A 26,198-nucleotide genomic window follows, 5' to 3' on the forward strand; every position below is an offset into this window, starting at 1 on the left:
TGATAGTTTCAAAGTTTACAAATTTCCAAAAAGGTGCCAACTTTTCGCCTATCTTTTTGAGGAGGTGTTGCTACGAGTTAGAGTATCAAAACACCAGGAAATGGCTGCTATTATGAACGAACCTATCAGTCGTTCGCCGGAAACAGTGCGACTGCTCTACGAACGCCTGGGATTTCATCAGCAAGCTCTGGACAAAAAAGTTGGGCGAAATCAGTCTGATGAGATCGTCACCAGGATTTACAATCGTATCGTCAAATCTCAGTGACCCATTCAACACGAAGAACCTCATAGCTTGCCTGCTATGAGGTTCTCTTTTTATGCTCAAGCAGACAGGCTGTTAAAAGATAGAGAAAAAGAGAAGTAGAGAAGTAGAGAAAACCCTTTATATTTTCTCTATAAATTTCCTTATAGCAGGGATTAGAACATAATTTTAGAGAAAAAGAGAAGTAGAGAAAGAGAGAAGATATATATATTTTTCTCTATAAATTTCTTTATAGTAGGTAAGGTGAGCTTAAATCCCTGCTATAAGGAAAAGCTTAGAGAAAAATAAGGGGTATTTCTCTATTTTTTCCTTTCTCTATTTCTCGCTTTTTTGAAATGCCTCTTTTGCCCGTTCTCCCATCCTGCCCCTGACTTCTATGTATTTCTATGTCATTATACGTATGCATATGAATACAAACGAATGCATATGAACTAAGAAAGGTTGTCAGCCACATGGAAGAAAAGCCAAAGTCATGCGCACTCATGCGCCATCAGAAGTTTGTAAGGGACGCAGTCTGTCTTGTGTGTAACCCCTCTCTCCACCCGCAATCGCTCCGCCAGATCCTGCTCGATCCTGCCACTGCAGTGTGGTATCAATCCCTCGTCGCCGGCACGTACTGCCATTGGCTCCGCTGCGAGAAGCCAGGCGTGTTCTTTGACCAGTTGCCGGACGGTCATTGGTGGTGCGACGAGCACCGCTACCACGGATTCCTCCTGCAAGAGGGAGCGGCCCTTGACTTCCCTGCCTGGGAATACTTTGTTGGGCATACGATCCTGGCGGGCAGGCCCAATTGGTACAAGAGCACGACGCATGCCTCGCCCGAGGATGTGCAATGTCGCGTTGCAAAGTTGCGTGGCATTTCTGTCGAGGAGTTGCGCGCCCAGGTTGAACCTCAGCCAGCGCCTGCTGTGGGGAATGACTCGCTTATCCCTACGCCCCACCTGGTGGATGGTGGAATCGAGTTCGCGGGCGAGGTCTATGGAGTACTCCCGCTGGAGATCCGCGACATGCTGAAAACGGAACCTTCCCAGGTTGTGGAAGAGGAGGAACTAGATCTCTCCACCATCGACTTCTAGTTGTGTTTTTTGAAGCCAGGGCGGGCGTAGAGTTGCTCTGACTTCGTATGTTGGTAAACGATAACGAACGAATACAGAGACGCCAGATTTTGATCTGAGCGCGATTTGATAAAGGTGAACGTATGAGCGATCTAGCAGTCGGGCATTTCGATGCAGTGGGATTTCTAACCGCTGTTAATCAGGTTCGTCAGGAAAGAAATGTGAGCTGGCGGCGATTCTACCGCCAAACAGGTGTCCAGGCAAGCAATATCAAGATTGTCCTGCGAAAGAAGCACGCAGGCATTCATACAAATACCCTGGCCGCGCTTGTCCTATGGAGTGGTATCAATCCACAAACATACATGGAACTAAGGAAAGTGGAAGCCTGAGATGATCAAGGCCTACTTTGACTCACCGGCATTTCTACAGGCAATAGACCAGATTCGCCTGGATCGTAAGTTGAGCTGGTACCAGGTGACAAAGGCGACGGGATTGGATCCGAACAACATTCGGCGCGTGGGAACACGGGAAAAGAACGGTTTCAACTCAAATGCTGTTGCGGCCCTGGTCCTCTGGTCTGGTCTGGATCCTCGCGAGTACATGAAATGGAAGAATAGCTAATCAGGAAAGGAAGAACGACACGTGAAGGTTGTAGAGTTTGGCTATGCAGGGGCAGGCGGCGAGGAGCGCTTGCACCAGCTCATGCAGGATGAGAAAGCTATCCTTTGTGATATTCGTCTCAGCCCTCGTAGCAAGTGGTATCCGCAGTTCAATGGCAAAGCCCTGCGAGAGACGTATGGCGCTCGCTATCTCTGGCTTGGCGAGACGCTGGGTAACAAGAACTACAACAATGATGAGGGCATAGTGTTGGCTGATCCCGAGCGCGGTATTACTCGCCTGATGGCAGGGCTACGGAAGGGCTACACACTCATCCTGCTCTGTGCTTGCAAGCAATACGAGTCCTGTCATCGGCATACGGTTGTGGACCTCCTACGTGAGAAGGTGCCAGGGCTTGAGGTTGTTCATCCCGAAGGCAGCGAAGGCGAACTAATCAAGTGTCTCTCAATCATTCAGCCGTGGACCTGGCTATTGGCTCACGGTTACAAGGATGTGGAGAACCGAAACTGGCGCACGAACTATCGCGGCCCGGTTCTCCTCCATGCGAGCAAGAAGATTGATGGGGATTGGTTTTATCCTCATCCTCATCCAAAGAAAGGCGAACTTTACACTGACGATGCTGAGCGCTTTGGGCTTAAAGGTATTATGCCTGGGCATAAGAGCCTCTATACCATTGGTGCCATTGTGGGTATTGCCGATTTGGTAGACGTGGTTGAACAGAGTGAGAGCGACTGGTTCCGTGGACCCTATGGTTTTGTCTTCGCGAACGCCCGTCCTCTCGAACCTATCCCTTACAAAGGCGATCAAGGGCTGTTTAATGTCCCTCTGAGCGTGATAAATGAGCATGGTGACTTGCGTAGTGCGCAGGAGCTGGAGGTAGTGTGAGATGCCAATGGATTGGTCGCGCTACCCCTCAAACTGGCGCAAAGTCTCACTAACCATCCGTCGCATTGCTGGCCAGCGGTGTGAGCGATGTGGCGTAGCCAACGGTGTCCCACTCCCCAGCGGGCGCCCTGGCAAGGTCGTTTTGACGGTAGCCCATCTTGGCGCGTCGCGGCCGACTGGCGAGGGCTGGGTCGCTGGGGATAAGCACGATAAACATGATGTGCGCAGGGAGAATCTCCAGGCACTCTGCGCGGCTTGTCATCTTGCGTATGATCACGACGACCATATTCTTCATGCCAAAGAGACCAGATCACGCAAAAAAAGAGAAGTCGCCTTGGCTACTGGGCAACTTCTCATGTTCAACGATTAATCATTAACTAGATTTAGTGCTGCGTTCCTCATTGGTATGAATAAAACGATGAATCCAGGTCTAGAGCTAAAGCAGGCATGCCTTACCTATAGGTTTAGCTAGCAGGAATGTCAGCGCCAATGAGGAACGCAGCATTAGTACTACAGTTGGAGTTAGGAAGTATTGAGAGCCAAACGGCGTTTGTAATGGTAAACTTGAGCGACCGCCTGATGGTGCCGCCGAAAGAGAGACCAGGCCACCACCTGAGCATGTTGAACGATCTGTTGCCACACCAGCGACCAGACAAGGCGAAGCACTTCTGGAAGGGTGTAAGGGATCAATGGACAACCAATCCTCTCTGGCACTTGAACTGCTGCAAACTGCTTGGGCTGGACTGCTGTTCCCACGCTTTTTTTTCCCGGGCGGTATTGGCCTGTTCGACCATCATTGTTGCACACAATTGGGCCACAAGCGAGAGCGTGACATGCCGGTACCACCCGGTCCAGGAACGCACTTCGTACTGATCGAGTCCACACTCGCCTTTCGCTCGCTCGATGGCTTCTTCGACCTTCCAGCGCTGGCCGGCTACGTCCACGATCTGTTGTAGCGTGGTCTGTTTTGGGGCACACACCCGATGATAGACGACCTCAGTGGGATCGGTGAGGCTACGTCGCACCACGATCCAGGCTTGCCAGCCATCGGGAACCTCTGCATCCATTTTTCGCCAGGCCCATTCAAACCACCGAGGTCCCTTCGATCCCCATCCGGCTGAGAGTCGATACCAACGCCCAGAATGCTTGCGCGCGAACCACTCATCCACCCCAACGGAGGCGAAGCCTTCATCCAATCCCATCCGGATCTGATTCTGAGGTGGGACAGCCAGCACGTAAGGAATGTGGTGCTCGGTGAGAAAGCGCCGCAGGTGATAATCGGCTCCATACACGCTGTCAGCAGTTACCCAGGCGCAGGGCAGGTGATGGGCAAGCATCCGTTCGAGCATGCGGCGAGCCAGGACAAGCTTGGTGGCAAACTCCATCTCCTCTGGCACACCTGCTTCCTCACAGCGGTGGCGATCATCAGTCCATTCGTGAGGTAAATAGATCTCCCGATCCATCAACACCTGCCCCTTGGGACTCGCGTAGGCTAGGAAGACGCCGATCTGGCAGTTGCCAATCTTGCCCACCGTCCCGCTGTATTGAGGAGCGACTCCGACCGACTTGGTGCCCTTTTTCACAAAGCCCGTTTCATCAATGACGACCACGGCTGTGCAATCAGCGAGTTTCTCTCGCACCAGGTCCAGCAGGTCGTCGCGAACCGCATCAGCATCCCAGTGTGCCCGACTGAGCAGTTCCTGGTAGCCGTAGGGATTGGCTTCTCCTGCTGCTTCTGCCAGTTGCCAGCCATTTTTGCGCTCAATGGGACGCAACAACCCTTGCAGATACGCCCGCGCACGCTGGCGCTGTTCGGAGCGGGCAAAGCGCCCTGCGATACGTGCATGCACTTCATCGAGGCATCCTGCCCACCGCACTGCGGCCTCTTCCTCCTCTTTGATTTCCTGGTGGTTCATGATCCTGCTTCTTTCGCTGGGTGATTGGTTGCTCTCTTTCTATACTAGCACCTAACTCCAACTGTAGTACTAGTGCTCCGTTCGTTAAGTGCAGTAGCAAAACGGATTGGCTTCTAGAACCGGATCATGCGATAAGCCTGCTTGTTTTTGTTACTGGTGGATTTAACAAAAGCAGCACTAGGGCGTCCAGTTCTTGGGCGCTCTATTTTCATCCATATTTCATATGGAGCGCGTTTACGGTGAAGACATGGTCTGTGTTCATCTGGATAGAGCATGGTGTAAAGCCTTTTTAAGGCGTCTTGTCTAGTAACAACAAATTTGTATAATGGCGACCACCCTGCTTTTTGTGGTTCCCTCTTCTGTATCGTATGAGCAATATCATGCCGAGTTAAGCAATCACGTATTTTATCGCGAAGGATTGTAGAAGCTGTTACCAGTTGTACCGTAAGATCTGGAGCTTGTTGATTGGCCCTAGCTTGTCTGAGCAATACGGAACCATCGCCGTCAATAAGCCCTCTTAAGAATGCTCCCTCGTACTCTGCTTCAATTATAGGCCACCCTATGGTCAGGCTTTTGTGTTCAGTTAACCCTAAAGAACGAAGGCGATCTGCTGTGTGTTTAGATGAGAAATGAACCCTAATGTGTTCCCCGTTATTTTTTAGCGCGTAGGTACCTCCATCGATAACTGCTAAAACAAGCTCTGCAAGCTGGAAGTCTTTTGTTGAAATATCAATTGTATTCCCGTAGAGACATCCATCGCTCCAAATGAGTCCCAGTAACCATGCCATTTCATCAGTCCAAGTATCGAAAAACTTTTCATTAAAAGGATTAGTATTGATGGGTTTAGTAAGCCCAGCTGCCTTCCTTCTTCTTGCAAGAGTGCGTGCGCTCATAAGTTGGTTATCAGGAATAACTAAATGTTGGCTAGGCTTATTTGCCATAGCTCCACAATGGCGAGAGCAATACTTCCCAGGTGTATTCCCTTTGATTCGTTGGTATGTTTCACCGCAATGCTGGCACGTGTAGTCAATCATGGTACGCATAAACAATCCTCCTTGATTGAAAATATTATACCACATATCAGAATGAAGACAAATGATAAATGACTAATTGACTACAGCAAGAAGCCTTCCACGTCCAGGTCTCGTGGAGGGCTTCTTTGTTAGATATACTGAAAAAAGAAGGGGGGGAATTATGAGCAAAACACTACAATTTGTCAGGGAACTATTCGGCGACGAGGGGCTCGTCATTTTGAAAGAGTGGAATGGCCCGAATGGGAGTATGGGAGTCTACCACGCCAAAGATGTAGGGTATATCTACCTCTTAGTGTTCATACAGTCCCAACAGCGCCATTGCACACATCAGTACCCAGATACAGAGAAAACTCAGGCGTTTCATGACGCGGAGATCATCGCCGCATTTGCAGGAGCACAAGAGATGGTTGCATAGAAGATCTACGCAGCAAGAAGCCCTCCCCGGTCCAGGCCAGGGGAGGGCTTCTCTTTTTTGTTGGATATACTAAAAAAAAGAGGGAGGAATTATGAGTAAGACACTGCAATTTGTCAGAGAGCTGTTCGGGGATGATTCCTTTGTTGCCCTGAAGGAGTGGGCTGGCCCTAACGGCGACATGGGCGTGTATCACTCGAAAGCAGCAGGGTATATCTATCTCCTGGTGTATATACAGGCTCAAAATCTTCACTATGCACATCAGTACCCAGATACAGAGAAAACCCAGGCACTTCGCGATGCAGCGATCATCGCCGCCTTTGCAGGAGAGCATATGTCGTACGGTTAGGCGGAGATTCTCAACTGGCGTGCATGTCGCAGCTGCTAATCTACAGGATCCCAGTTCATCCCGGCACTCCCGCCTGGAGCATTGGAACGCACATATTTTTCAGGGGATATGCACACGTACGTTACCCCGCGCCTGTGCTGGTCGCGCAACATCTTGCTTGTTGCCGCTAAGCATCTCTCGGGAGTTGAACCCGTTCTTCCGACAAACAATAAAAAGTAAATCCCCAAGAACTTTTCTGCATGTGTCGGTGTGCGTGTCAGAATGATCATAAATTGGCTCTTACGCAGGTTCGCTGATTTTTGAGAACAGATGAGGTACAAGGCAAAAGAACGGGCCTTCTGTTGCGTACGCCTTTGCTCATCTTGTTTTTCTGCTTGCTCTCTAGCAGAGAAGGTATCCACGTGAGGAGAGAAACTAGGAGGAAGCTGGTGAGGGAAGGAAGCGGTGAATGAGTTGCTCAAGCTGATGCAACTTAAATGGTTTAGAGATGAGAGCGTCTACAAGCAAAGATAACTCAGGCCACATGTCGGCTGCGGTGAGTAGTACCATGTGCGGCGGCGCAATTCCCCTTGCGCTTGCTTCCTTACGTAACCCTTGCACCACACCAATCCCCCCCATAATGGGCATCATCACGTCCGTGAGCACAAGCGCCGGCCAGTGCTCACGGGCGAGGTCGAGCGCTTGTTGTCCATTAAAGGCGACCAGTGGCTGGTACCCAAGGCTCTCGACCACCACCGTCAGGATTTCGGTAATCGGGATATCATCGTCAACGATCAAGACGATGGGTGGTTCGTATATTTCCTCATGCAAGTGTTGCATCCTGCTTTCTTAGTGTTGCTCTTGCTCTGAAGGGGAACTCCTCTGTGGGGGGGGCTCCCTCCGTTGGATTGCTGCTTGCTGCTCTGCTAATTTGATCAAGATGTCCTGTTCACGCTCATTGGGTGTCAGCACACGCACCCCCTCGGGCGTCGTAATCAGAAAATCACGGAGCGTTTCATCGTGGGTGGAAAAGCGCATCTTCGGAACGGAGAGGATGCGATGGAGTTTCCCTTGATAGATGAGGTGCTGCATAGACACCACATTTTCTGCAAGCACCGTCAGTTCATTCACGGAGAAATCCGGTTGCGTGATGATGCCTTGCGTTGGCTCTTTGATGGCAAGCAGCGTCACACCCCGTTCACGTAAGAGACTCAGGAATGCCGCGAGATAATCGGGAACACGTTCGGCTCCACTGCTCCTTTGGATGGCTCGCTCCCATTCAGCAAGGCTATCAATGACCAGACGCCGTGCACCTATTTGCTCTAATGCCGCAAGCACCTCTGTGGCAACATGATCGGGGTCCAATTCAACCGGATCCCAGTGGTGGACGGTCAATCCCCTCCTCGCAGACAAAGCGTGCTGTAATTGTTGGCTCCACGCAAAGTCCTCCGATTTTTGAACCAACTGATCTGCTGTCTCTCGAAAGCCGAGATACACTCCCGGTTCTCCCTCTGCTACGCCAGCAAGGAGAAATTGGAGCGCGAGAAGTGTCTTGCCCGTTCCGGGACTCCCAATCAGGACCGTCCCTGTTTGCCGGGTCAAGCCACCGCCAAGCAAGGTATCAAGTTCGGGCAATTCAAAGGTCGCTCGTTTCGCTGGCGTTGCTGAGAGCGTTTTCTTATTCCAGCCCACCTTAAACGGGTGCCTGAGGCGGGTTTCCAATCGAGGGAAAACGTGTATCCCTATCTCGTTGATCGCCAAACCGTGGAGGCCTGGTAATGCCGCTTTCCCTCGTACTTTGAGCACCTCAAGAGCCCGATGAGTGCGCACGCCGAGCAATGTATTGTAGAGCCCGATGAGCACATCCGCAGTGGTCATCTCTGGAAAGAGCGTTGTATCGCGGGGATCTGCCTCCGCTGTGACGAGTGAGGTTGTGCCCAACATACTCAATTGTGTTCCAAGATCGTAGAGAAGGCGGCGGGCGGCAACAAAATCGGTGTCCTGGCCACGTAACCCTTGAAAGCCATCAAGCACCACGACACTCGCCTTCATACGATGCACTTCTGCCACAATCGCCTTCCCCGTTATGGGACCTTCCGGTGGGAAAAATTGCTGCAAGCTGAACACTTGTACAGTGCGACCAACGAGGTTTGGCGCAAAGAAGCTATAGGAACGCAGATGATCTAAGAGCTTTGTCGTTGGTTCAGACAGTGCTGTCAAAAAGAGAACTTTCTCTCCACGCTGAGCTGCGGCGAACGCGATCTGACTGGCAAGCGTGGTTTTCCCACTCCCAGGCGGTCCAAGAATAACCGTTAATGCTCCTTTTGGAAGCCCTCCATCTAACACCAGATCCAAATGAGGGATCCCTGTCGGCTCAAGTGGTGATGGTGGAGGAACCATCGGGACCGATGTGGCATCAGGGGGGAACGAATCCATCATGCTCTCTTTCTCACTCGACAAATATAGATACTATAGTATGTCACATGGTTTCTCATTTGACGAGAGGACAGTTGCTTGCATCACGTCCATGCGATATGATTGACGTCCTTGAAGCGTGTCGCATGGAGAGAAAAATGCATCAGGTGGTGAAGCTGGGCACCACCATCATCATCGAAAAGATTTCCTACAAGGCATGGCAAAAGCAATTTGGCAAGAGTGTGGGACTGAGAGCACCAGGGATGTTTGTAGAACTACTGAGACGCACCGTTGCAAGCACGGGCGGCCCCCTGGTGGAAGTCCCCACACGTACAACAGCGCTGAGCCAGTGGTGTCATGGCTGTGGCAAGAAGGTCAAAAAGCCGCTTTCGCAGCGGTGGCACCAATGCGCGTGTGGCGTGGGTCCCGTCCAACGTGATCTGTATTCGGCGTTTCTTGCCGCCTACCTTGATCTAGCAGACCCCATTCCCTCGTGTGCCCGATACCAGGGGTATTGGGAAGGTGCGGAAGCGCGCCTCATGGCAGCACACGAGCGTCTCACACAACGCGCGAAAGAGGGGCAGACCTTGCCCCGAAGCTTGGGTGTGACTCGAGCCAGAGCGCGTCTGCCGAAAAGTTCAGGGGAACCACCACTAGAGCCAGCTCTTCTTCTTGGGGGTGAAGAACAGGAAGCGTGGGCTGAACCTCTGGAACCCCCACTGCTTTAGCACGGGGAGTTCTCAGTAGGAGAAAACAAACTTATGCTCTTATTGTACCACATTCTAGATCAGCAGGGTTGCGTAAGAGCCAATTTATGAATCTTACGCAACCTTGCTGATCGCAGTTGTGATACGCTGAGAGTTTGCATCGTTTTTCATGCTCTGTGGTTTCTTCAGATGAACCACCTGCTGCCCTTGCATCTTTTTCTTCTTGTCCTTTCTGTCTCGACTCGTTTTGCTCTGATAGAGCACACGAAGCTTGAGCAAATCGACTTCGGCGCGACCATACATACTTCTTTTGATGAGCTTAAGCCGATTCACATTTCCTTCTAAAGGACCATTGCTCCAAGGTAACGTCAATCCCGCAAGAACGGCATCTTTGTCTTGCTGCACACCCGTCACAAAGGACTCAAACGCTTCAAGATGGCTGGCTTTCACCGCTGCCAACCAGGCGTCAAGCTGTTCTCCAGTGCGCTTACGCACCATGTGAAGAAACATCTCCACCAGTTGGTAGGCGGTCTCAAGGTGTGGGCTCGCTTGCCTCAACTGCCGAAGGTTCTCTTGTTCTTCTTCCGCGCAAATCCTCCTGCTTGCGGAAAAAGAGCCAGGTGGCCTGTGGTGCCGAGAGAGCCAACAAGGGATTGAGCGGTTTCGTCGCTGATGGGGAACTGCTTTTGCGGGCAGGAAAGCTCAACGCATCTACCGTCTCCAGGTAGCGATAGATGGCTCGTGGTGACCCTTTATATCCCTTTGCTCTCAGTTCTCTTTCCAGTTGTGCTCCTTGGCGACACCCTTGTTGCCAGCGTTCCAGGAGATAGGTCTTGTAGGGATCGATGAGGCTTGCTCGAGGCTTGCGGGAACCGGAATAAGGAATATCTCCCCGATCAAGCCACTGCCGAACGGTTCGTGGTGCCATGCCCATGTGAGCCGCAATCTCAATGCTTTTCATCCCTTGCTGTTGCAGTGCCATCATCTGCTCGTAACGAGCTGTTCGCTCCGCTTGACGAGCGTGTTGTGCTCGTTTCGGAGCCGCGTGTCCTGGGATGACTTTGACGCTCAGGTGAGGGTTGCTGCCCGTCGAGGGTCTTGGCTTCTGCCTGCTCAGCACGACGCAGTTGCATCAGGCTTTGGGTCAATTGCACTGAGACACATGCAGCTAGATTCTTCACCAAATGCCAGCGGTCACGTACCTGTACAGCTTGGGGAGCCCCTTTTTGAATAGCTGACGCATATTCCGAGGACCCATCGCGGCTAACCACCTTGATGGAGGGATGCTTGAGCAGCCAGGCGGAGACCGTTTTGACCGAGCGGTCGGGAAGCAGGTCAATGGGCAGGCCCAATTCCAGGTCACAGATCAGGGTTCCATAGCGCAGCCTGCGCTTGCGTGCCCAGTCATCGAGACCAATAATGTGTGGTGCTGACTGAGCCGACGGGTGTGATTGGCGAACCAGACGCAAGATCGTATCGCGACTTCCGCTGATGCCGAGTTCACTTCCTACATCCGCTCCGGCTTGGCCCCGATTTTGAGTCCCAACTCACAAAGGGCTTTTTGCAGCCGTTTGGTGCGGCTCCGCGTGAGGGCGACAAAGCTCTGGAAGCCGTTCAACGAAGATCTTTTGCGCACAAGTACTCTTTTTACAAAAGAAACGGCGGACATGCATGATGAGGCGGATGGAGTGCCCAACGGAGGGAAGATCGCGCAACGTCCGCGTATAGCGACTTTGGAGACGCGAAGATGCGGTTCCACAGGAGGGGCAAGAGGCTGTTGGGGATGTCGTACGTAGGGTCAGGATGATCTCCTCGGCTCCCTCTACTCCTTCCACTTCAACATTGGGAAGGTCTGGAAAAATGATCATGGGATGTTTTGGGGTCCTCAAAAAAGCTCTGAAAAAAAGCGAAAAAATGTTCAACTTTTTGGTATACCACATTACTCATCAGCAAGGTTGCGTAAGATTCATAAATTCGCCACTTTTGGCGCATAACCTTGCCAGAAACTTGAGCTTGATTGGAAGATCTGTTCGTCATTTTGCTGACACATAACATCACCCAAACTCAAATATGAGGCATAAACCCGCCCTGAAAAGTTGTGTCTACAAACTGGCAGATTTCTCTCCTAAAATGTTTGTTGAATAGTTGATCAAAGCATAACCATCTATTGCAATGATTATCCTTCTCACTTTAACCTACGCCTGTTTACCAAACAGCGGACTAGGCGGGAGGATGCACTACGAGCATCCTATGCACCTCTCTCTACTGAGAGATGTTCACTCGTGAGATGATTCCAGGAACATCTCTGGGGGATCCCAGAAGCTCAACTGGACGGGAGGCCCGGCATCCTGGATCCTCTGCTGATTCTGCTGTTTCCACGCTTCATGCCGCGTCATGAGGAGCGCCTTGACCTCCGAGGTCGAGCGACATGCCGCCAGTTTCCGATCCCCCCAGCGTCCCGCGAGCGTCTGTGCGGCTTTGCGGTCGGCCTGGTCTGCGTAACCACAGACCAGGCACTTGAAGGTTTTCTGGTTCGGCCGATTAGCGCGATCGACATAATGGCAGCGGGGGCATTCCTGAGAGGAATAGGCGGCTCGGACCGTGTGGGCTGCCATGCCCTGTTTGGCGGCGGCCCAGGCCAGCTGCTCTGGGATATGCCCCAGGTGAGAAGCATACAGATAACTGTTCATCACCCTTGCTTTGAAGCGCATCGAGGCCACATTGAGGTCCTCATAAATGAGTCTGGCATCTCGATGATCTTTGACCAACGCATTGACCGCCCGGTTGATCTCTTGCTTGACGTGACGGCTCAAGCGTTGCGACGTTTCAGAACTTGTCGAAGGAAGCTTGCCCTTTGGGACGCCTTTCTTTTCCAGACAGGCTCGCAGTTTCGCCTTGCGGCGACGCTTTTCCCGATCGTGCTTGTGCTGTCGGGCCATCTTGCCATGAAAACTGCCATACGCTTTATTGGTGGAGGTCGTGAGGAAATGGGCAATGCCCACATCGACGCCTACTGTAGGGGCGTCAGGCTTGGTTTGAAGAGGAACGTCCTCGTCAAAGGAGAGCGTCAGCCACCAGACTCCATTGCGCTTGTGAAGTGTTGTGGATGCATTGAGCGTGCGGCCTTCGAGTGCTCGTTTGTGATAGGAGGCGAGTTTGACTGGGACTCGAAGCGGATTCCCGACATCTAAGGTGGACACGCGCAGCCAGTAGTCGAACGTGGAGTCCTCCGACTTCTCGAGCACCACCACGTTGACATTGGCTTGGATGACTGGCACACGCAGCACAGGGAGATCCCATTCGGTCCAGGTCGGTTCGCGGCGTTTGAAGGCGGACATCCGGCCTTCCGCCTGAGCCTTGGCCTGAGCGTAATCAGCCACATCTTCCAGGTACGCCTGATAGGCGTTCGCTCGATTCGTGCGAACGCTTTTGGCAATGCCTGCGGCTTGCTGTATTGCCACTCGATGCAAGCGGTCGGAAAGATCGGTTTTGAAGACGGTTTCTTGGTACTTGTCCGGGCTTGTCTCGGCCTCGCAAAACAGGGTGGTGTACTGTTGGCACAGCGGCAAGTAAACCGCCACAAGCTGATCGAGCGCCTCAAGTTTGCCAGGATTGGCCTCAATGAGACGGATATGGGTCACCGCTCGAGTGATGGTCTGCTTCGTCTTCTTTTTGCGCTTGCGCTTTTTTTTCTCATCAAGCGAGGCTTTTTGGGGCTTCTTGCTCACGGGCGGGTCCATTCTGCTGCAAAGCCGCTAGCACTTGTTCTGTCTTGCGTTTGGCTCGTCTGCGACCATAAAGACGAGCGCAAAACGAGGGAATGATGCTGATAAAATCGCCCATGAGATCATCGTCGGCGGTATCAGCGGTGTTGACGATGACCAGTTTCCGTCCTTGCATAGCCAACAAGGTCTGAATATAGGCCATGCCAAAGCGAGAAGCGCGATCTTTGTGTTCAACCACGATCTGCCCGATTTTGGGATCTGCCAGCAGCGCCAGAAACTTGGGCCGCTGATCGTTGATGCCACTGCCGCACTCTTTGACGACTTTGCTGACCGACCAGCCTTGGGCATTGCACCAGGTCACCAGCCGCTCGGCTTGCCTTTCCAGGTTGTCTTTGTTTTCGCTGCTTGAAACACGAGCATACACAGCGACGGCGTGGACCGGAACCGAGCGAAGCTCTGGCGGATCAATGATCACGGTGCCGGTGGGCAATTGATAGCCGGGAATCTGGCCGCGTTTCCACATACGCCAGGCGCTGTTATAACTGATCCCAATCTTCTTGGCATAACTCGATAACTTCATACATCCAAGTATACTCTATCTGCTTGAGATATGCAAGAGATGATGATACTTTGTGATGGTTGCTTATACAAAATGGATACCTTTTTTCGGCGGACAAATGCTTCAAAACGACGAGGTTATGTGTCAATATAGCGCTGTGTTTGCATCTCAGCGCTACATTAAGGATGTATTCGTATAACCTAGAAAGATGATTGATGAGAGACGTTGGGAGAGGAGCAATCCTGTCTTCACTTTTCAGCACGACCCGATCTCTCCCATCTTCCTGTTTCAAAAGAAAGACTCTCTATGTCAAGCCCTAAAATGACCAATTTGGAATGAGAGGGAAAAGACGCCATGATGCAAAGGAAAGGAACAGCTTCAATCTGGCATGAGAAAGTCTACCATGCCACGGCGGGCTGTCAAGGAAAGCGAAGCGGCTTGACAGCCCGCCGCTTGCATGGTGAAAAAAAGGTATGCCAGATTGAAAGGCAAAAAACAGGCGGCTGTTTTGCCTCTTGGCGATCCCGGCTGATCCAGCAGAATCCTCAGTGCTCAAGCAGCACGAGGCGCATGCTCACGTTTGGCGCACTCAAAGATGATGGCTTGATACTCCTCTCGCTTGAGCCACAGCGCGAAGAGAATGCGCACCCATACATTGGAAAGTGCTCTCACCGCGACACTATGACTTTTGCCTTCTGCCCGTTTGCGTTGATAGTAGTCCATGGCCCAGGCTTCGGTGTGCGTACTTTGCCAGGCAAACTGATGCAGCGCATTGCGCAAGGGTTTGATACAGGCATACCGTCGATGAGGTTTGGCATAGTTGCCACTTTCATAGGGCACAGGCGAAGTACCTGCCAATGCCTGCAAGCTGCTCGCATCTCGGTAACGAGAACGATCATCTCCCAATTCTGCCAACAGTCGAGGAGCAAGGCGTTTGCCCGCACGAGGCAAGGTGCGAAACAGATGACTGTCAGCATGGGTCAAAAAAAGGCGCTCGATCTCCTGATCGTAGGCAGCAACCTCTTCCAGCACTGGCAAGAGCTGTCGGATCAAAGCCAGCATCAAGCGCGACGCGCGTGCGGGTCGTCACTGCATCCGTAGTCAGATGCGGTTGATGCAGTTGCTCCACGATCCACATCCCGGTCTGCTCGGCCGTTGGATGCCTACTTTCCTTCAGCACAGCAGCTATGTCCTGCGACGTCGCCTCCATCGCTGCCGTTGGGGTAGGATAGCGTTGCAAAAAGTGCAAGGTCGAAGGTTGTTGGACTTTGCCAAAGAGATGCAACACGACCGGATAGTAGGCTTTGAGGCACGCCGTCAGTTGATTGACCAGGCGCGTTTGCATCTGGATCAAGCCATCTTGATCCCGTGTCAACGCTTTCAGTTCGGCAATCAGTGGGCTATCAGGTTCCAGCCGTCGCAGGTCTGCGATCTCCGAACGACCATGTTTTGCCAGCAGATAGGCATCAATCTGGTCCGTTTTGGCTCCCGATGCCGAGCGTTTGCGATCCACCGTTTTGGGGTTCACCGGATAGACGGCGAAACCCGCTTCCAACAAGTTCGTAATCAACAATCCGCGATTGGTTTCGACAATGCACGCCAGCTCCGCCTTGTGCTCTTGACCACAGATGGCGGTCAGTCGGCTGGTCAATTCGTCGAGTCCTTTCGGGGTGTGCATGATGCGAAACGAGGTGAGCCGATGCCCCATCTCGTCAAGGACGACGATGTCGTGATGGCTATCCGCCCAATCGACACCTGCATACCACATACATCAAGTCCTCCTCGTTGGAGATACTGGTTCCTGGAAGGGCGCAGTCCCTTTACTGTGGTGCTCGAAGCACGACTCTCCAATGAGTGCTTTGCCAGGAACGATGGAAAGCGAAGCACGATCTTTCTTAATCGGTCGAGCCGCATGGACAAACTAGGCTTTCGCTTTCCAGATTTGACTGTTCATATGAGCAAGTGTACTGCTTGCTCCGGCCCTTTGTCGAGAGGGCTTGTTTCTAGTTTACTGTAAAAGGACAAAAAGCATGTCTCCTTCAGAGCAGCAAGTTCTTGTTGACCACGTGGTCGTCGAGACAACACAATCATTCGAGCGGGTCACCGAAGCATTTGAGGGGCAAATCGGGCGCAAGGGACATGAGGCGTATCAGAACGTTGTCACATCCAGTCGTACACTGGAAGAGTTCACACAAGGCATTGAGCAGCTCTTGGGATCAAGTGAGTTCATGGAGTTTTTGGCTCTTGATCATGGCGCGTGGTTTTCTCGCCTTGTTCATCCTCTCAAAGCAAAACTCTATATTATTGGCAATCCCTTGATAGCCCAGCACTTCGAGAAGTACTCAGCTCAAGCAGGACTCTATGTGCCGATTCGGGTGCTGCTGTATGAAAATGCACGGGGAAACACCTGTCTCAGTTATGATCGGCCATCCTCTTTGCTGCAAGTATGCGCGGTGACGGAGGAAGAGTTTGTGCAGACCGCAGCGGATCTGGATCAAAAAGTTGCGCACCTCGTCCAGAAAGCTGCCTCTCAGATCAGATAGCCTCACGGCTGCCCGATTACTACAAAGTGTTCAGAAACTCTGCTCTCTAAGACTCAAACGACCACTCTTTTACTCACAACCTCACTGACGCATATCCCCACCTTTTGGCGATTAATCGAGTCAAACCACAGTGCGCCTTGATACTACACCATGAGATGCAAGAATAACCAGGGGTCCCTTTTGCATACGCTGGATGGGACTTGATGACACGATCCTCGGCGCGTGTCCCCTGGTCTTCTGATCGGCCTTTATTGTATCTGGCCAGGCAAGACAGGTTTAGAACTCCATGGTGCTCAGGTCGATCTCTTCGCTTGCGCGTGGCCCTGGATAGCCCAGCTCGTTGTACTTCTTGAGCACCGCCAGGATATCCTGCGCGAGTGGTGGTAAATTCACTCAAGGGTGGGCAGATTTTAAACCGAAGGGAAATTGATCTGAATCATGGGATTCGGTGTTGGTCATCCAGGTGAAGCCGCTCCCGATGGGGCTTCTTCCGTTGACATCTTGTAAATTGGGGACGCCGCGCGCAACTCGTGCTGCGTTCCTCAAAGGAGGGAACGGGGTAGGTGGTGCTGCGGAACAGAAACGTGGTCGAAGCTCTGGGCTGGCTTACAGAGCTGGTTAACAACACAGAGAAAAAAGAGTTGGATCGCTAATCCCGCTCTCTTTGCTCTTTTTGCATGCATTACAGCTTCTCCGAGGCTCTCTCGCGCGAGCATTGGCCTTCAACCACTTGCCTGTTCCGCTGCACCACCCCCCCGATGACATGCGTCGTGTTCTTTCCCTGCTCAGGCATCCCTCCTCGTGGGAAGGGTCACCGTAAATGTGGAGCCTTTTCCAACGTCGCTGTCTACCGTGATGATTCCCCCATGGCCCTTGATGATCTCGGCCACAATATAGAGCCCCATGCCCAGACCAGGGATCGCTTGCTGCCTGGGACTAGCGGCCCGATAGAAGCGTTCAAAAATCTTGTCACACTGCTCGCGCGGGATACCCAGGCCATGATCGCGCACACGGATCGTGACCGCCTCTTCGGAGGCGGAGAGCTCCATCTCGACGGTCTGGGCGTCCGGAGAATACTTGATGGCATTGCAGAGCAGGTTGGTGAAGACCTGTCCCAGCCGGTCTCGATCCCCAAGCAGGCTGGTCTGCACGGTACCGCGCACCAGAATGCGATGGCTGGGATAGATTTGCTGTATCGTGTTGGTGCTCTCCCGGAGCAGCTCGTCGAGATCGACCGTCTCCCGGACGTACTCAAGTCTTCCTGCCTGGATCTTGGAGACATTCTTCCACCAGTCGGGTGATGGTCTTGATCTGGGCCTCCATGCAAGCAAGGGCCGGAGCCTGATCCAGGGTACCTTGCTTTGCCAGTTGCCGGTGCAGCAAAATGGTCTGCAGTTTCAAGGCCGCGAGCGGGTTCCTCAGTTCGTGGCTGGCTATACTGATAAAATCATCCTTGCGCTGTTCCAGTTCCTTGCGTGCCGAGTTATCCAGCACAAAGACGATTGCCTGAGATGGGTGATGCGGTAAGGCGACAAGACCCACGAGCACCGGAAGGCGACTGCCATCTTTACACACGTACTCTTTCTCATAGGGCGTCGTTGACCGTTGGGTGGTCAGTTCCTGACAAGCCTCCAAGGTGCGAGCCAGGTATTCTGGGGGGGGGGTCATCTGCATCCAGTTGATACGCCCTGCATGCAGATCTTCACGCGTATACCCCGTCATGTGCAAAAAGGCTCGTTCGCGTCCACAATCTGCTCTCCTTCGGCGATATCGATGCCGATAATACTGGAGTTCATTAAGGCATTCACCCGCTCCTGACTCTGGCGCAAGGCTGCCTCAATACACTTCTGCTCCTCGATATCGGTGCTGGTACCAAACCACTTGACGATCTGGCCCGTTTCATCGCGCACCGGAAGGGCGCGGACTAAAAACCAGCGATACTCCCCAGTCTGAGCTTGTCTGACACGCCCTTCGTATTCATACATTTCTCCCGTCTCCAGGGCATGCTGCACGAGAGCTCGGTTGCGTTCACGATCATCAGGATGGATGCACTGGAGATACGCCCACCGGTCGCTTTGGACGTGCTCAAGCGTCAACCCGATATAGTCACACCAGCGCTGGTTCACATACTCGACCTGGCCGTCGGGTTGTTTTACCCATACCAGTTGTGGCACCGCTTCGGCCAGTACACGCAAGCTCTCCCGGCTTTCTTTGAGCTGCAGCTCCGTCCGTTTCTGCTCCTCAATATCGGTGCAGGTGCCAAACCACTTGACGATCTGGCCTGCTCCATCACGCACCGGATGCGCACGGGTTAAGAACCACCGGTACGCTCCCGTTTGGCCGTTTCTGATACGATGTTCTATCTCATAGTCTTTACCTGTTTTAATCGAAAGCTGCCGATGAGCCAGCGTCCGTTCAGCATCATCCGGGTGCAAAAACTGCTGCAATCCATAGCCCTGGACTTGCTCAAACGTGGCCTGCATATACTCACAATAGTGCTGGTTACAGTAGTCAAGACAGCCGTCTGGTCGAACTGTCCACACGAGCTGCGGCACCATTTCGGTAAGCACACGCAACCTTTCCCAGCTTTCTTTGAGTTGGTGTTCGGCTCGTTTTTCCTCGTCGATATCGGTGGCAGTCCCAAACCGCTGGACGATCTGGCCGGTCTCATCGCGCACCGGCATGATGCGTCCTAAAAACCAGCGATAGCGGCCCGTTTGGTGCTCCTTGAGACGATATTCGCCTTCATAAGGCTCACCGGTTTCAAGTGTGCGACGTCGAGCAGCCTGAACGCGCTCATAATCGTCCGGATGCACGAATTGCCGCCATTCCTCGCCCAGGAGGTATTCAGGAACAGCACCAAGGTAGGTATACACGTGCTGATTCGCATACTCCAGACGGCCATCGGATCGCACGGCCCACACCAGGTGGGGCACCGTTTCAGCCAGCACCCGCCAGTTCTGCTCGCTGGCTTTGAGCTGCTGCTCCGTTCGTTTCTGATCATCGATGTCCGTGCAGGTGGCCACCCACTGGACAATCTGGCCTGCTTCATTGCGCAGTGGCACATGCTGTGATAAGAACCAGCGATACGCTCCCATGCGTCCATCCCTGAGGCGGTATTCAAACGCATAGGGTTCACCCGTCGCAATGGCCTGGCGCTGCAGTGCCAGGACACGCTCTCGATCCTCCGGATGAAGGTTTTGCAGCCAGACCTCTTGGTCAGCGAGGGAGCCTGTGTAGGGCAGCGTGTGCTGCCTGTCCTTTGCGCATGAGCAACAATCTAGTTGCTCATGCGCAAACCCCGCCTGCTCTCCCATATGTTGAGACAACAGGTGACTGTAGTCACGCCAGCGTTGATTTGCGTATGCGAGAGAGCCATCAGGTCGGCTGATCCAGACAAATTGGGGAAGAGCATCAATTAGCGTATACTGATCTTCTTCCATTTCTACATACTCTTTTTATTTATGCTTGTCATATCATTATTTTCCCTTCCATATACCCATCCCTGATGAAGGATCTCTCCTGCTTTGATGTGGCAAATGCTGTCATTCATTACGTCTCGCCGGGTGTGGCAAGTTTTTTTGCGTGAGGCAGAGTCCAGGAAAAAACTTCGCGCACCAATAGCTGAGACCCTTGTGTCGCTCCAGAGGAATCCATACTCATTTGCTGATCAACCCCTTCTTGACAAACCAGCTAGGCTCAAGTGTTCTGGGGAGAGATCTCTCTTTCGTTTGACTGCAGAAGCTTGTCAATATCGGTCATCGCTTGCTTGGTTGTGTGAAACGCGACCCCATACATCCCTAATGCTTGTGCTGTCGCCACATAGTCTTGATCATCGTCCACGAAGATTGTCTCTGCCGCAGGTACCTGGAGCCGCTGTAAGGTTCGTTCATAACTTTCTGGGTCTGGTTTTTTCACCCCCTCCTCAGCCGAAATCACCATCACATCGAATAGATGGCTGAGGTGAAACTGTTGTGTGACGAGATGGCGCACGTGTGGAGTCGCATTACTGAGCAAAGCCATTTTATAGTAAGGGTGCAGCCTCTCAAAGAAAGCGACCAGGTCTTCATTGAGTCCAAAAGCGGACTCAGAGAGGGAGACAAGTGTCCGCCATTCTTCTGGGGAAGTCCCGATGTGTTGGGCGACATCGCGCCAGAGCGTTTCCCCATCCACTCTGCCTAGTCGAGCCTCGCGGAAATACTTTGATCGCGACATGGCTTGCCGCAAGCCCCCTTCTGGCAGATTGTGACGTTGTTCAAAGATTTGCAATGAAACGGAGTCTTTTTCACAGTAGAGGACATCGTAAAAATCAACTATAATGGCTTGAATGGGCATGGTTCTTCCTCCTATGCAGTCGTAAGACGTTCGCTTTCGCTCTTTTTTTGAGAGCTCTGTTTCGTTTGGGCATGAGAGAGCACACGAAGGCGGAGCAGATCAAACTTTGCTCGGCCTTCCTGTATCGTTGCGACTCCTTCTCCTCGTGTTGTCAATCACGTGTGTCTCTATTTTTGCACCAAAAAGACAGGCGGATGAGAAGATTGGACCCGTCGGACCACTTCTCGCACGATGTCACGCAGGAGCGCTTCCTCGGAACGGATGTGCCCATCTGAGAAGCGTTCGAGACGAACATTGAGAAACACAAGATCCAACAAATCCTGTGTTGCATATTGCTCGCAGGAGCCACCAGATTTCAGGTGATGGAGAAGAGGGCGAGCCCATTTCCAGGCTTCACCGATGTCCCCTCCGTGGCGTTCATAGGCGCCATCGACACAAAAAGCGAGGGCATGAACATCACCGCTCTGGTCAGGTTGTGTTGGGTCGTCGATATACCCGCCGAAGGCATAGGTTGGTGGCCCCCATGGGAGTGGGCTGGCAAGTACCTTCTCGGCCAGTTCTACCGGCCAGTGTTCAATCTTGTTGCGCTTGGACAGATACACTTCGTCAGGATGTTTTCTCATGATCTTCCACTCCATATGTGCAAAATCGTTCCGCTACGCCTCAATCACGTTGTTCTCTCACATCGTACCACCTCTCCGTTGCCCTGGATGAGCTCGACGCAAAAAAACATGCCGCACCCCTGGCCGACTGGCCGACGGGTGGGACAAGTTTTTTTGCGCGAGACAGCGTCCATGAATCAAGATATTGATTTTTTCTCCTCCAAAAACACAATAAATTGTGTAGCTCTACCATAAATGTGGCGGGTGCGGCTTGTGACCTGGATAGGCTCAGCGCAAAAAAACATACCGCACCCCGTCTCGCCAGCGTTTCTTCTGCCGGATGATCTCTGACGATTGAAGTATACTAGAAGACGAGAGGGGGAGTCCTGTATAAAAGGAGACATTTTCCATGTATAAAAAGAGATATTCTTAAGCAACGAGGCGCAGGGATCTCCTCTCTGTGCAAGGGCAAAGCAGCTTCCAAAGCGTTAACCTATTCGCCGCAAAAAAAGGGTATTATACAGGAAAAACGATCATGGACCACAAGAATCAGAAATACCTCAGGAACGCACCAGAACTTGAGCCTGTCCCAGGCTCAAGTTCTGAGTGGCTGGTTGCGACCAAGTTTCTGCCCCCCGTATCCACTCATGAGATCATTGCGCGCCCTCATCTGCTGGCCCTGCTCAATGCGGGCCTCCGTCGACGCGTCATTCTCCTCTCCGCCGCCGCGGGCTTTGGGAAAACCACGCTGCTTGCAAGCTGGGTGCGCTCGTTGGTTCCAGGCCACCCGCCAGTAGCCTGGGTGTCGCTTGACGCCAGTGACAACGCTCCCTCTCAGTTTTAGACCTATGTGCTGACGGCGTTGGAACGCTGTCGGCCCGGACTTTCACGGCTTCCTTTTGCTGCCCTGCATGATACCCCGCAACCCTCCTGGCAAGCGATGCTCACGGCTCTAATCAATGGCTTGTCCCGGCAAAGCGAGCACCTGGTGCTGGTACTGGACAGTTATGAGGAGATTACGGAGCCAGCGATCCATGCCCAGCTTGCCTTGCTGCTCAAGCACCTGCCACCTACCCTGTGTGTGGTGCTGGCGACACGGACGGATCCTCCCTTTTCCCTTGCCCGGCTGCGCGCACAGGGACAGATCCTGGAATTACGTACCGAGCAATTGCGCGCGACCAGAGAGGAGATGACCGCCTTTCTCCGCAGCGTAATGGATCTTCGGCTTTCCGAGCAGGACATCCAGGACGTGGACGCACGCATGCAGGGCTGGTGGGCGGGTATGCAACTGGCGGCGCTCGCCTTCAAGGAGAAGGCGCCTCCGAAAGACCTGCTGCAAGCGTTGCAGGGAAACCAGCCCGCTCTTTTCGAGTACCTGGTGCAGGAGGTGCTAAACCGCCAGCCAGCGCAGGTGCAGACCTTCCTCCTGCGAACGTCCATCTTATCCCGCCTGTGCACCTCCCTGTGTAATACAGTCCTGGAGCAGCAGGACAGCCAACTCTTCCTGGAGGAATTGGAACGAGCCAATCTCTTTCTCAGTCCCCTGGATGACCAGCGCCAGTGGTATGCCTACCACCTCCTCTTTGCCGAGGCCATGCAGGCGCAGTTGGAGCAGACCTCTCCTATGGAGGTGCCTGGTCTGCATCTGCGGGCCAGTCAGTGGTATGCGGCACAGCAGATGAGCGGCGAAGCAATCCAGCACGCGCTGCAGGCGCACGAGTGGTCCTGGGCAGCGTGGCTTCTGGAACAGATCCACAGTCAGGGCATCTGGAGCCGGTTCAAGGATGAACTGCACCCGTTCTGGATGGAGCAACTTCCCCGCGAGGTCGTGCGTGAGCGACCTCGTTTGTGCCTGGCCTCTGCTCAGCGCCTGTTCTGGGTCGCTCCTCCGGGGGTCACCGAAAGCTGGGTGCGTGATGCCAGACGTGCCTGGACACGAGCCCATCAGCGGGAAGAACAGACAGGCCAAGTGCGAGGCAGATACGAACCAGAGGCACCACTCCATCTCTTGGGGGAAATCGCCACATGGCATGGCTTGATTGCCAGCTTGCATTATGGGGATGCAGGAGCAACACAGGCTTTCTGCCAGGAGGCGCTGACCCATCTTGAGGAGCAGCAATGGGCGGCCCGGGTCTATGTGACGTTTGCCCAGGCTCGGGCGAACACCTCTCAGGGAGATCTCGAGCGTGCTCTGCAGCAGGTGCAGGCGAGCTTGAACCGGATCAAAGCGGAAGGGGATCGAGAGTTCGAAAGTCTCTACTTATTCGAGGTAACACTGCTAATGACGATGGCAGGCAAACTGCGCCAGGCATGGCAATACAGCGAACAAACGATCCACACGCTTCAAACCCTTGAGGGACACCAACCAGCTCAATTATGCTGGCCCTATACCTTTCAAGCAAGGATCTTGCACGAGTGGAACCGGTTAGAGGAAGCCCAACCCCTCGTCGAACAGGCGATCCAACTGGGCGAACAGGCCGAAATGCTGGCGTTTTTACCCCTCGCCTATACCCTGTTGTTGCGGATTACCCTCTCGCAAGGGAAGTTGGAGGAAGCCAGAAAAGTCTCTCAGCAGTTGGAATACGCCTGGAGAATGATGCCGTCGCCCTATCGCGTAGCGCTCTGGACTTGCGTCGATCAGATGCGGTTCTGGCTAGCATGTGGCGATCTGGAACAGGCACGACGCTGGGTGAGTGATCTGCAGTGGAAAGCGCCGCTGGTTTCTCCACTGGCGCGGGAGCGGCAAAACGTGGCGTTCGTCCGCCTGCTGCTTGCCGAATCCCAACCAGAGTCTGCCTTGAACCTGCTCACGCTCCTGGTGAAACAGGCAACGGCCACGCAGCGGTGGTATCATGTGCTGGAAATGTGGCTCTTGCAAGTGCAGGCATATCATCTGCTCCAGCGACAACAAGATGCGTTGTCTCTGCTTTCGCAAGCTGTGCACCTGGGTGCAGCAGAAGGCTACATCCGTTGCTTTGTAGACGAGGGGCCACTTATGGCTGCATTGCTCCCCCAACTCAGAAAACAGAACCCCCAGGCGGAAGATCTCCCGTATCTGGAGACGCTGTTGTGTGCGTTCAACCAGCAGCCGATGCCCCGGCCGACGCATCTGAAAAAAAAGCTATCCTCGAGCTTACAACCGTTGCTAGTGCATAATTACGAAACCTTTTCGGAAAGAACAAGATGTGGCTCATAGGAACATCCAAAGTAGGCACAGACTCGTGCGGCAAGCTGTTTGGCGGTAAGCAGCCCATCATGTTCGACTACATTGCGTTTGGCATGGACCCATTTGGGCTCAATGGGATTGAGCCAAGGGCTTTTCGTGGGCAGAAACAAAGGCAGAATACGCACGCCCTTGCCCTCGGCTTTGACCAGGCTGTTGTGCTCTCTGATCCAGGTCCGCACCATCTTGCTCACGTGAAAGGAGGCATTATCCCAGATCAGCAGCCAAGAAGTCTTGTTTTGAGCTTGCAGTCGAGTGCAACACCACTCCAGAAATTGGGTGGTGATGGCGCTGACGGGGCGTCCGGTCACGAAGCGCAGCGACATCTGTTTGCGAATCGGATCATCGATCGGTCCCTGTTGCCACAATACTCCATAACAGGCGAGAGCTTTGGGATCAGGATCATCTTTTTACCACGTCTGTTCCACCAAGCGCACGGGTTGATCTTTCCCTTGCCAGGCGGACAGACGAGGAAGAGCGAACCTGCTCCACCACACCTCGTCCACAAACCCGATGACCCAGCCTGGTTGGGTGCTCGCCCAGGCCATCAGCCGATCGCGTGCGTTTTTTTTTGCTGGTACTGGGGGTCGGGGCTGGTAATCCAGTGTTTGGCACGCTTCCAATTGGTCCCTAAGCTTTGGAGCGCTCGGCGCACGCTCGCCACCGACGTTTTGTGGGGGATAATGCCCTGCTCGAAACTGATCTTGGCCGCCAGTTCCAAGGTCCACAGGCCACGGTCGAGTCCAAAGTCGTGGGGACTGCGGTGCAAGAGCGCTTTCAACCGCTCGGCCGCTTCGATGGTGAAGGTCGTTCGGAGTCGATGGGGACGCGAAGACCCCTCTTTGAGCACGGTGAGTCCAGCTATATTGAAGCCTTTGATCGCATTGCGAACGGTCTGGTCGTCGCAGCCCAGATACTTGGCGATAGCGGGGGCGCGCTCCCCACGGGCAGACGCGAGCAATATTTGGCTGCGTCGCAACACGAAGGCATTGGACGAACGCAACCCCGCCCGGATCTGGCTGTGTTCGTCTTTGGTCAGTGGTCGAATAAAAATGGGGGCTTTCATGCCCTCTATGATACCACATTTCCTATGACCTTTCGTCAGAATGCACTAGACCCGCTGAGCGCGCGTGAACAGGACGTGTTACACCTGCTTACACGCGGCGCCTCCAACCAGGACATTGCGGAAGCATTGACGGTTACAACCGACACAATTAAGCATCATGTTGCGAACATCCTCAGCAAACTCGAAGTCACCAACCGCACGCAGGCGGTCGCACGAGCACGGGCTCTTGGTCTCCTTTCCCAAGGGGAGTAAACCGATCTCGCTTGCAAAAAAATGCGCCCCAGCTTTTTCGGTTGCCTTGCGAAAATGAAGCGAAGCAAAATAATGTGCATTTAAACATAGTATCAGTGCAAAACGCGTGAGGGGCGTACTGCTTTTCTCGGTGAATGCTTCTGATGCTGGAGCCATATGCCTTCTTTGGCTGCACTTCATGAAGAGATGCAAAATTGCCAAGAACAGTTTACGATCCACGCGAAACCGCCGCAAATCTCGATTCTCGCTTGTTTCCTCTCC

The 26,198-nt window shown here is 53.1% G+C and carries 28 protein-coding genes and 4 pseudogenes; 13 read left to right on the plus strand and 19 right to left on the minus strand.

Features of this window, described 5'->3' with window-relative positions; translation table 11 throughout:
• Nucleotides 1-112 precede the first annotated feature (112 nt).
• The 6 genes from KRAC_RS73055 to KRAC_RS74205 all read left to right on the plus strand — a co-directional run bounded on the left by KRAC_RS73055 (nt 113) and on the right by KRAC_RS74205 (nt 3,190).
• Nucleotides 113-265: a hypothetical protein gene (locus KRAC_RS73055; RefSeq protein ID WP_157508080.1), complete on the plus strand. Its 153-nt coding sequence runs from the start codon at nt 113-115 to the stop codon at nt 263-265.
• Between the two features lie 449 nt (nt 266-714).
• Nucleotides 715-1,338, plus strand: coding sequence for a hypothetical protein (locus tag KRAC_RS51945; RefSeq protein WP_007921088.1), 624 nt, complete (start codon nt 715-717; stop codon nt 1,336-1,338).
• A gap of 122 nt (nt 1,339-1,460) precedes the next feature.
• Entirely contained in the window at nt 1,461-1,706 is a 246-nt protein-coding gene (locus tag KRAC_RS51950) for a hypothetical protein (protein WP_007921089.1), read from the plus strand.
• Between the two features lies 1 nt (nt 1,707).
• Complete coding sequence (locus KRAC_RS51955) at nt 1,708-1,938, plus strand: hypothetical protein (protein WP_007921090.1); 231 nt, start codon at nt 1,708-1,710, stop codon at nt 1,936-1,938.
• Between the two features lie 21 nt (nt 1,939-1,959).
• On the plus strand, nt 1,960-2,820 hold the full coding sequence (locus KRAC_RS69875; protein ID WP_007921091.1) for a DUF488 family protein, N3 subclade: 861 nt from the start codon (nt 1,960-1,962) through the stop codon (nt 2,818-2,820).
• A 1-nt stretch (nt 2,821) separates the two neighbouring features.
• Entirely contained in the window at nt 2,822-3,190 is a 369-nt protein-coding gene (locus KRAC_RS74205) for a hypothetical protein (protein WP_007921092.1), read from the plus strand.
• 152 nt (nt 3,191-3,342) lie between these two features.
• On the opposite strand, the gene KRAC_RS73065 is transcribed toward KRAC_RS74205, so the two are convergent.
• The 3 genes from KRAC_RS73065 to KRAC_RS51975 form a co-directional block, all read right to left on the minus strand.
• Entirely contained in the window at nt 3,343-3,510 is a 168-nt protein-coding gene (locus KRAC_RS73065) for a hypothetical protein (protein WP_157507913.1), read from the minus strand.
• Nucleotides 3,507-4,736, minus strand: coding sequence for an IS701 family transposase (locus tag KRAC_RS51970; RefSeq protein WP_007918358.1), 1,230 nt, complete (start codon nt 4,734-4,736; stop codon nt 3,507-3,509). The genes KRAC_RS73065 and KRAC_RS51970 overlap by 4 nt, the downstream gene beginning before the upstream one ends.
• Before the next feature lie 113 nt (nt 4,737-4,849).
• Nucleotides 4,850-5,779, minus strand: a complete 930-nt coding sequence (locus KRAC_RS51975; RefSeq protein ID WP_007921093.1) for an LAGLIDADG family homing endonuclease — start codon at nt 5,777-5,779, stop codon at nt 4,850-4,852.
• A 151-nt stretch (nt 5,780-5,930) separates the two neighbouring features.
• Here KRAC_RS51975 and KRAC_RS51980 point away from each other — a divergent pair, with 151 nt between their 5' ends.
• Entirely contained in the window at nt 5,931-6,185 is a 255-nt protein-coding gene (locus tag KRAC_RS51980; RefSeq protein WP_007921097.1) for a hypothetical protein, read from the plus strand.
• A 91-nt stretch (nt 6,186-6,276) separates the two neighbouring features.
• Complete coding sequence (locus tag KRAC_RS51985; protein ID WP_007921099.1) at nt 6,277-6,531, plus strand: hypothetical protein; 255 nt, start codon at nt 6,277-6,279, stop codon at nt 6,529-6,531.
• 414 nt (nt 6,532-6,945) lie between these two features.
• Here the strand turns inward: KRAC_RS51985 and KRAC_RS51990 are convergent, their stop codons facing one another.
• Both KRAC_RS51990 and KRAC_RS51995 read right to left on the minus strand, forming a co-directional pair.
• Entirely contained in the window at nt 6,946-7,350 is a 405-nt protein-coding gene (locus tag KRAC_RS51990; protein WP_040447538.1) for a response regulator, read from the minus strand.
• Nucleotides 7,351-7,359: 9 nt separating this feature from the next.
• A complete protein-coding gene (locus tag KRAC_RS51995) occupies nt 7,360-8,949 on the minus strand; it encodes a DUF7125 family protein (protein ID WP_007921103.1) in 1,590 nt (529 codons plus the stop codon).
• A gap of 128 nt (nt 8,950-9,077) precedes the next feature.
• Between KRAC_RS51995 and KRAC_RS52000 the strand changes: the two are divergent.
• A pseudogene (locus KRAC_RS52000) lies at nt 9,078-9,653 on the plus strand (AAA family ATPase); the annotation flags it as partial.
• A gap of 93 nt (nt 9,654-9,746) precedes the next feature.
• Here KRAC_RS52000 and KRAC_RS52005 read toward each other — a convergent pair.
• From KRAC_RS52005 to KRAC_RS52035, 8 genes and pseudogenes are all read right to left on the minus strand, one after another.
• Complete coding sequence (locus KRAC_RS52005; RefSeq protein ID WP_052569303.1) at nt 9,747-10,190, minus strand: transposase; 444 nt, start codon at nt 10,188-10,190, stop codon at nt 9,747-9,749.
• Nucleotides 10,165-10,593, minus strand: a complete 429-nt coding sequence (locus KRAC_RS73070) for a hypothetical protein (protein WP_040447359.1) — start codon at nt 10,591-10,593, stop codon at nt 10,165-10,167. Before KRAC_RS73070 ends, KRAC_RS52005 begins: the two co-directional genes overlap by 26 nt.
• Entirely contained in the window at nt 10,580-11,101 is a 522-nt protein-coding gene (locus tag KRAC_RS52015; protein WP_040447541.1) for a transposase, read from the minus strand. The genes KRAC_RS73070 and KRAC_RS52015 overlap by 14 nt, the downstream gene beginning before the upstream one ends.
• A 38-nt stretch (nt 11,102-11,139) precedes the next feature.
• Entirely contained in the window at nt 11,140-11,268 is a 129-nt protein-coding gene (locus KRAC_RS78855; protein WP_274532196.1) for a hypothetical protein, read from the minus strand.
• A 19-nt stretch (nt 11,269-11,287) separates the two neighbouring features.
• Nucleotides 11,288-11,572: pseudogene (locus tag KRAC_RS80440) on the minus strand (transposase family protein); the annotation flags it as partial.
• 336 nt (nt 11,573-11,908) lie between these two features.
• Nucleotides 11,909-13,360 carry an RNA-guided endonuclease TnpB family protein gene (locus KRAC_RS52025; RefSeq protein WP_040441717.1) on the minus strand — a complete coding sequence of 484 codons (1,452 nt, stop codon included), beginning with the start codon at nt 13,358-13,360 and terminating at the stop codon, nt 11,909-11,911.
• Nucleotides 13,329-13,937 carry an IS607 family transposase gene (locus tag KRAC_RS52030; RefSeq protein ID WP_007921104.1) on the minus strand — a complete coding sequence of 203 codons (609 nt, stop codon included), beginning with the start codon at nt 13,935-13,937 and terminating at the stop codon, nt 13,329-13,331. Before KRAC_RS52030 ends, KRAC_RS52025 begins: the two co-directional genes overlap by 32 nt.
• Nucleotides 13,938-14,468: 531 nt before the next feature.
• Nucleotides 14,469-15,684: pseudogene (locus KRAC_RS52035) on the minus strand (IS110 family RNA-guided transposase).
• Nucleotides 15,685-15,946: 262 nt separating this feature from the next.
• Here KRAC_RS52035 and KRAC_RS64290 point away from each other — a divergent pair.
• Nucleotides 15,947-16,459 (plus strand): DUF302 domain-containing protein, encoded by a 513-nt coding sequence (locus KRAC_RS64290; protein ID WP_007921105.1) that lies wholly within the window; start codon nt 15,947-15,949, stop codon nt 16,457-16,459.
• 785 nt (nt 16,460-17,244) lie between these two features.
• On the opposite strand, the pseudogene KRAC_RS69880 reads toward KRAC_RS64290, so the two are convergent.
• The 3 genes and pseudogenes from KRAC_RS69880 to KRAC_RS52065 form a co-directional block, all read right to left on the minus strand.
• Nucleotides 17,245-19,776, minus strand: a pseudogene (locus tag KRAC_RS69880) (PAS domain-containing protein).
• Nucleotides 19,777-20,158: 382 nt separating this feature from the next.
• On the minus strand, nt 20,159-20,794 hold the full coding sequence (locus tag KRAC_RS64295; RefSeq protein ID WP_007921107.1) for an HAD family hydrolase: 636 nt from the start codon (nt 20,792-20,794) through the stop codon (nt 20,159-20,161).
• Nucleotides 20,795-20,961: 167 nt separating this feature from the next.
• The gene (locus KRAC_RS52065; protein WP_007921108.1) at nt 20,962-21,417 is read right to left on the minus strand and encodes a hypothetical protein; all 456 of its coding nucleotides are present in this window, start codon (nt 21,415-21,417) and stop codon (nt 20,962-20,964) included.
• 514 nt (nt 21,418-21,931) lie between these two features.
• Here KRAC_RS52065 and KRAC_RS77530 point away from each other — a divergent pair.
• On the plus strand, nt 21,932-22,240 hold the full coding sequence (locus tag KRAC_RS77530; protein WP_040447546.1) for a hypothetical protein: 309 nt from the start codon (nt 21,932-21,934) through the stop codon (nt 22,238-22,240).
• 6 nt (nt 22,241-22,246) lie between these two features.
• Nucleotides 22,247-24,592 (plus strand): winged helix-turn-helix domain-containing protein, encoded by a 2,346-nt coding sequence (locus tag KRAC_RS52075; protein WP_244422559.1) that lies wholly within the window; start codon nt 22,247-22,249, stop codon nt 24,590-24,592.
• On the opposite strand, the gene KRAC_RS69885 is transcribed toward KRAC_RS52075, so the two are convergent.
• From KRAC_RS69885 to KRAC_RS52085, 3 genes are read right to left on the minus strand one after another with little or no spacing between them, the layout of a single operon-like run.
• The gene (locus tag KRAC_RS69885) at nt 24,553-24,987 is read right to left on the minus strand and encodes a transposase (RefSeq protein ID WP_007921109.1); all 435 of its coding nucleotides are present in this window, start codon (nt 24,985-24,987) and stop codon (nt 24,553-24,555) included. The genes KRAC_RS52075 and KRAC_RS69885 overlap by 40 nt on opposite strands.
• Nucleotides 24,988-25,029: 42 nt before the next feature.
• Nucleotides 25,030-25,167: a hypothetical protein gene (locus KRAC_RS77535; protein WP_244422560.1), complete on the minus strand. Its 138-nt coding sequence runs from the start codon at nt 25,165-25,167 to the stop codon at nt 25,030-25,032.
• Nucleotides 25,167-25,685, minus strand: coding sequence for a helix-turn-helix domain-containing protein (locus KRAC_RS52085; protein ID WP_007921110.1), 519 nt, complete (start codon nt 25,683-25,685; stop codon nt 25,167-25,169). Before KRAC_RS52085 ends, KRAC_RS77535 begins: the two co-directional genes overlap by 1 nt.
• A 24-nt stretch (nt 25,686-25,709) precedes the next feature.
• On the opposite strand from KRAC_RS52085, the gene KRAC_RS68140 reads away from it, so the two are divergent.
• Nucleotides 25,710-25,937, plus strand: coding sequence for a response regulator transcription factor (locus KRAC_RS68140; RefSeq protein WP_075164595.1), 228 nt, complete (start codon nt 25,710-25,712; stop codon nt 25,935-25,937).
• The last annotated feature ends 261 nt before the right edge of the window (nt 25,938-26,198 follow it).

The sequence above is a fragment of the Ktedonobacter racemifer DSM 44963 genome, assembly GCF_000178855.1.
GTDB lineage: Bacteria > Chloroflexota > Ktedonobacteria > Ktedonobacterales > Ktedonobacteraceae > Ktedonobacter > Ktedonobacter racemifer.

What these genes read in the sequence shown, in the direction of transcription:
- KRAC_RS73055 (WP_157508080.1), top strand. Translation starts at nt 113, where the DNA reads ATGAACGAACCTATCAGTCGTTCGCCGGAAACAGTGCGACTGCTCTAC.
- KRAC_RS51945 (WP_007921088.1), top strand. Translation starts at nt 715, where the DNA reads ATGGAAGAAAAGCCAAAGTCATGCGCACTCATGCGCCATCAGAAGTTT.
- KRAC_RS51950 (WP_007921089.1), top strand. Translation starts at nt 1,461, where the DNA reads ATGAGCGATCTAGCAGTCGGGCATTTCGATGCAGTGGGATTTCTAACC.
- KRAC_RS51955 (WP_007921090.1), top strand. Translation starts at nt 1,708, where the DNA reads ATGATCAAGGCCTACTTTGACTCACCGGCATTTCTACAGGCAATAGAC.
- KRAC_RS74205 (WP_007921092.1), top strand. Translation starts at nt 2,822, where the DNA reads ATGCCAATGGATTGGTCGCGCTACCCCTCAAACTGGCGCAAAGTCTCA.
- KRAC_RS51970 (WP_007918358.1), bottom strand. Translation starts at nt 4,736, where the DNA reads ATGAACCACCAGGAAATCAAAGAGGAGGAAGAGGCCGCAGTGCGGTGG.
- KRAC_RS51975 (WP_007921093.1), bottom strand. Translation starts at nt 5,779, where the DNA reads ATGCGTACCATGATTGACTACACGTGCCAGCATTGCGGTGAAACATAC.
- KRAC_RS51980 (WP_007921097.1), top strand. Translation starts at nt 5,931, where the DNA reads ATGAGCAAAACACTACAATTTGTCAGGGAACTATTCGGCGACGAGGGG.
- KRAC_RS51985 (WP_007921099.1), top strand. Translation starts at nt 6,277, where the DNA reads ATGAGTAAGACACTGCAATTTGTCAGAGAGCTGTTCGGGGATGATTCC.
- KRAC_RS51990 (WP_040447538.1), bottom strand. Translation starts at nt 7,350, where the DNA reads ATGCAACACTTGCATGAGGAAATATACGAACCACCCATCGTCTTGATC.
- KRAC_RS51995 (WP_007921103.1), bottom strand. Translation starts at nt 8,949, where the DNA reads ATGATGGATTCGTTCCCCCCTGATGCCACATCGGTCCCGATGGTTCCT.
- KRAC_RS73070 (WP_040447359.1), bottom strand. Translation starts at nt 10,593, where the DNA reads ATGAAAAGCATTGAGATTGCGGCTCACATGGGCATGGCACCACGAACC.
- KRAC_RS52030 (WP_007921104.1), bottom strand. Translation starts at nt 13,937, where the DNA reads ATGAAGTTATCGAGTTATGCCAAGAAGATTGGGATCAGTTATAACAGC.
- KRAC_RS64290 (WP_007921105.1), top strand. Translation starts at nt 15,947, where the DNA reads ATGTCTCCTTCAGAGCAGCAAGTTCTTGTTGACCACGTGGTCGTCGAG.
- KRAC_RS64295 (WP_007921107.1), bottom strand. Translation starts at nt 20,794, where the DNA reads ATGCCCATTCAAGCCATTATAGTTGATTTTTACGATGTCCTCTACTGT.
- KRAC_RS52065 (WP_007921108.1), bottom strand. Translation starts at nt 21,417, where the DNA reads ATGAGAAAACATCCTGACGAAGTGTATCTGTCCAAGCGCAACAAGATT.
- KRAC_RS77530 (WP_040447546.1), top strand. Translation starts at nt 21,932, where the DNA reads ATGGACCACAAGAATCAGAAATACCTCAGGAACGCACCAGAACTTGAG.
- KRAC_RS77535 (WP_244422560.1), bottom strand. Translation starts at nt 25,167, where the DNA reads ATGGCCTGGGCGAGCACCCAACCAGGCTGGGTCATCGGGTTTGTGGAC.
- KRAC_RS52085 (WP_007921110.1), bottom strand. Translation starts at nt 25,685, where the DNA reads ATGAAAGCCCCCATTTTTATTCGACCACTGACCAAAGACGAACACAGC.
- KRAC_RS68140 (WP_075164595.1), top strand. Translation starts at nt 25,710, where the DNA reads ATGACCTTTCGTCAGAATGCACTAGACCCGCTGAGCGCGCGTGAACAG.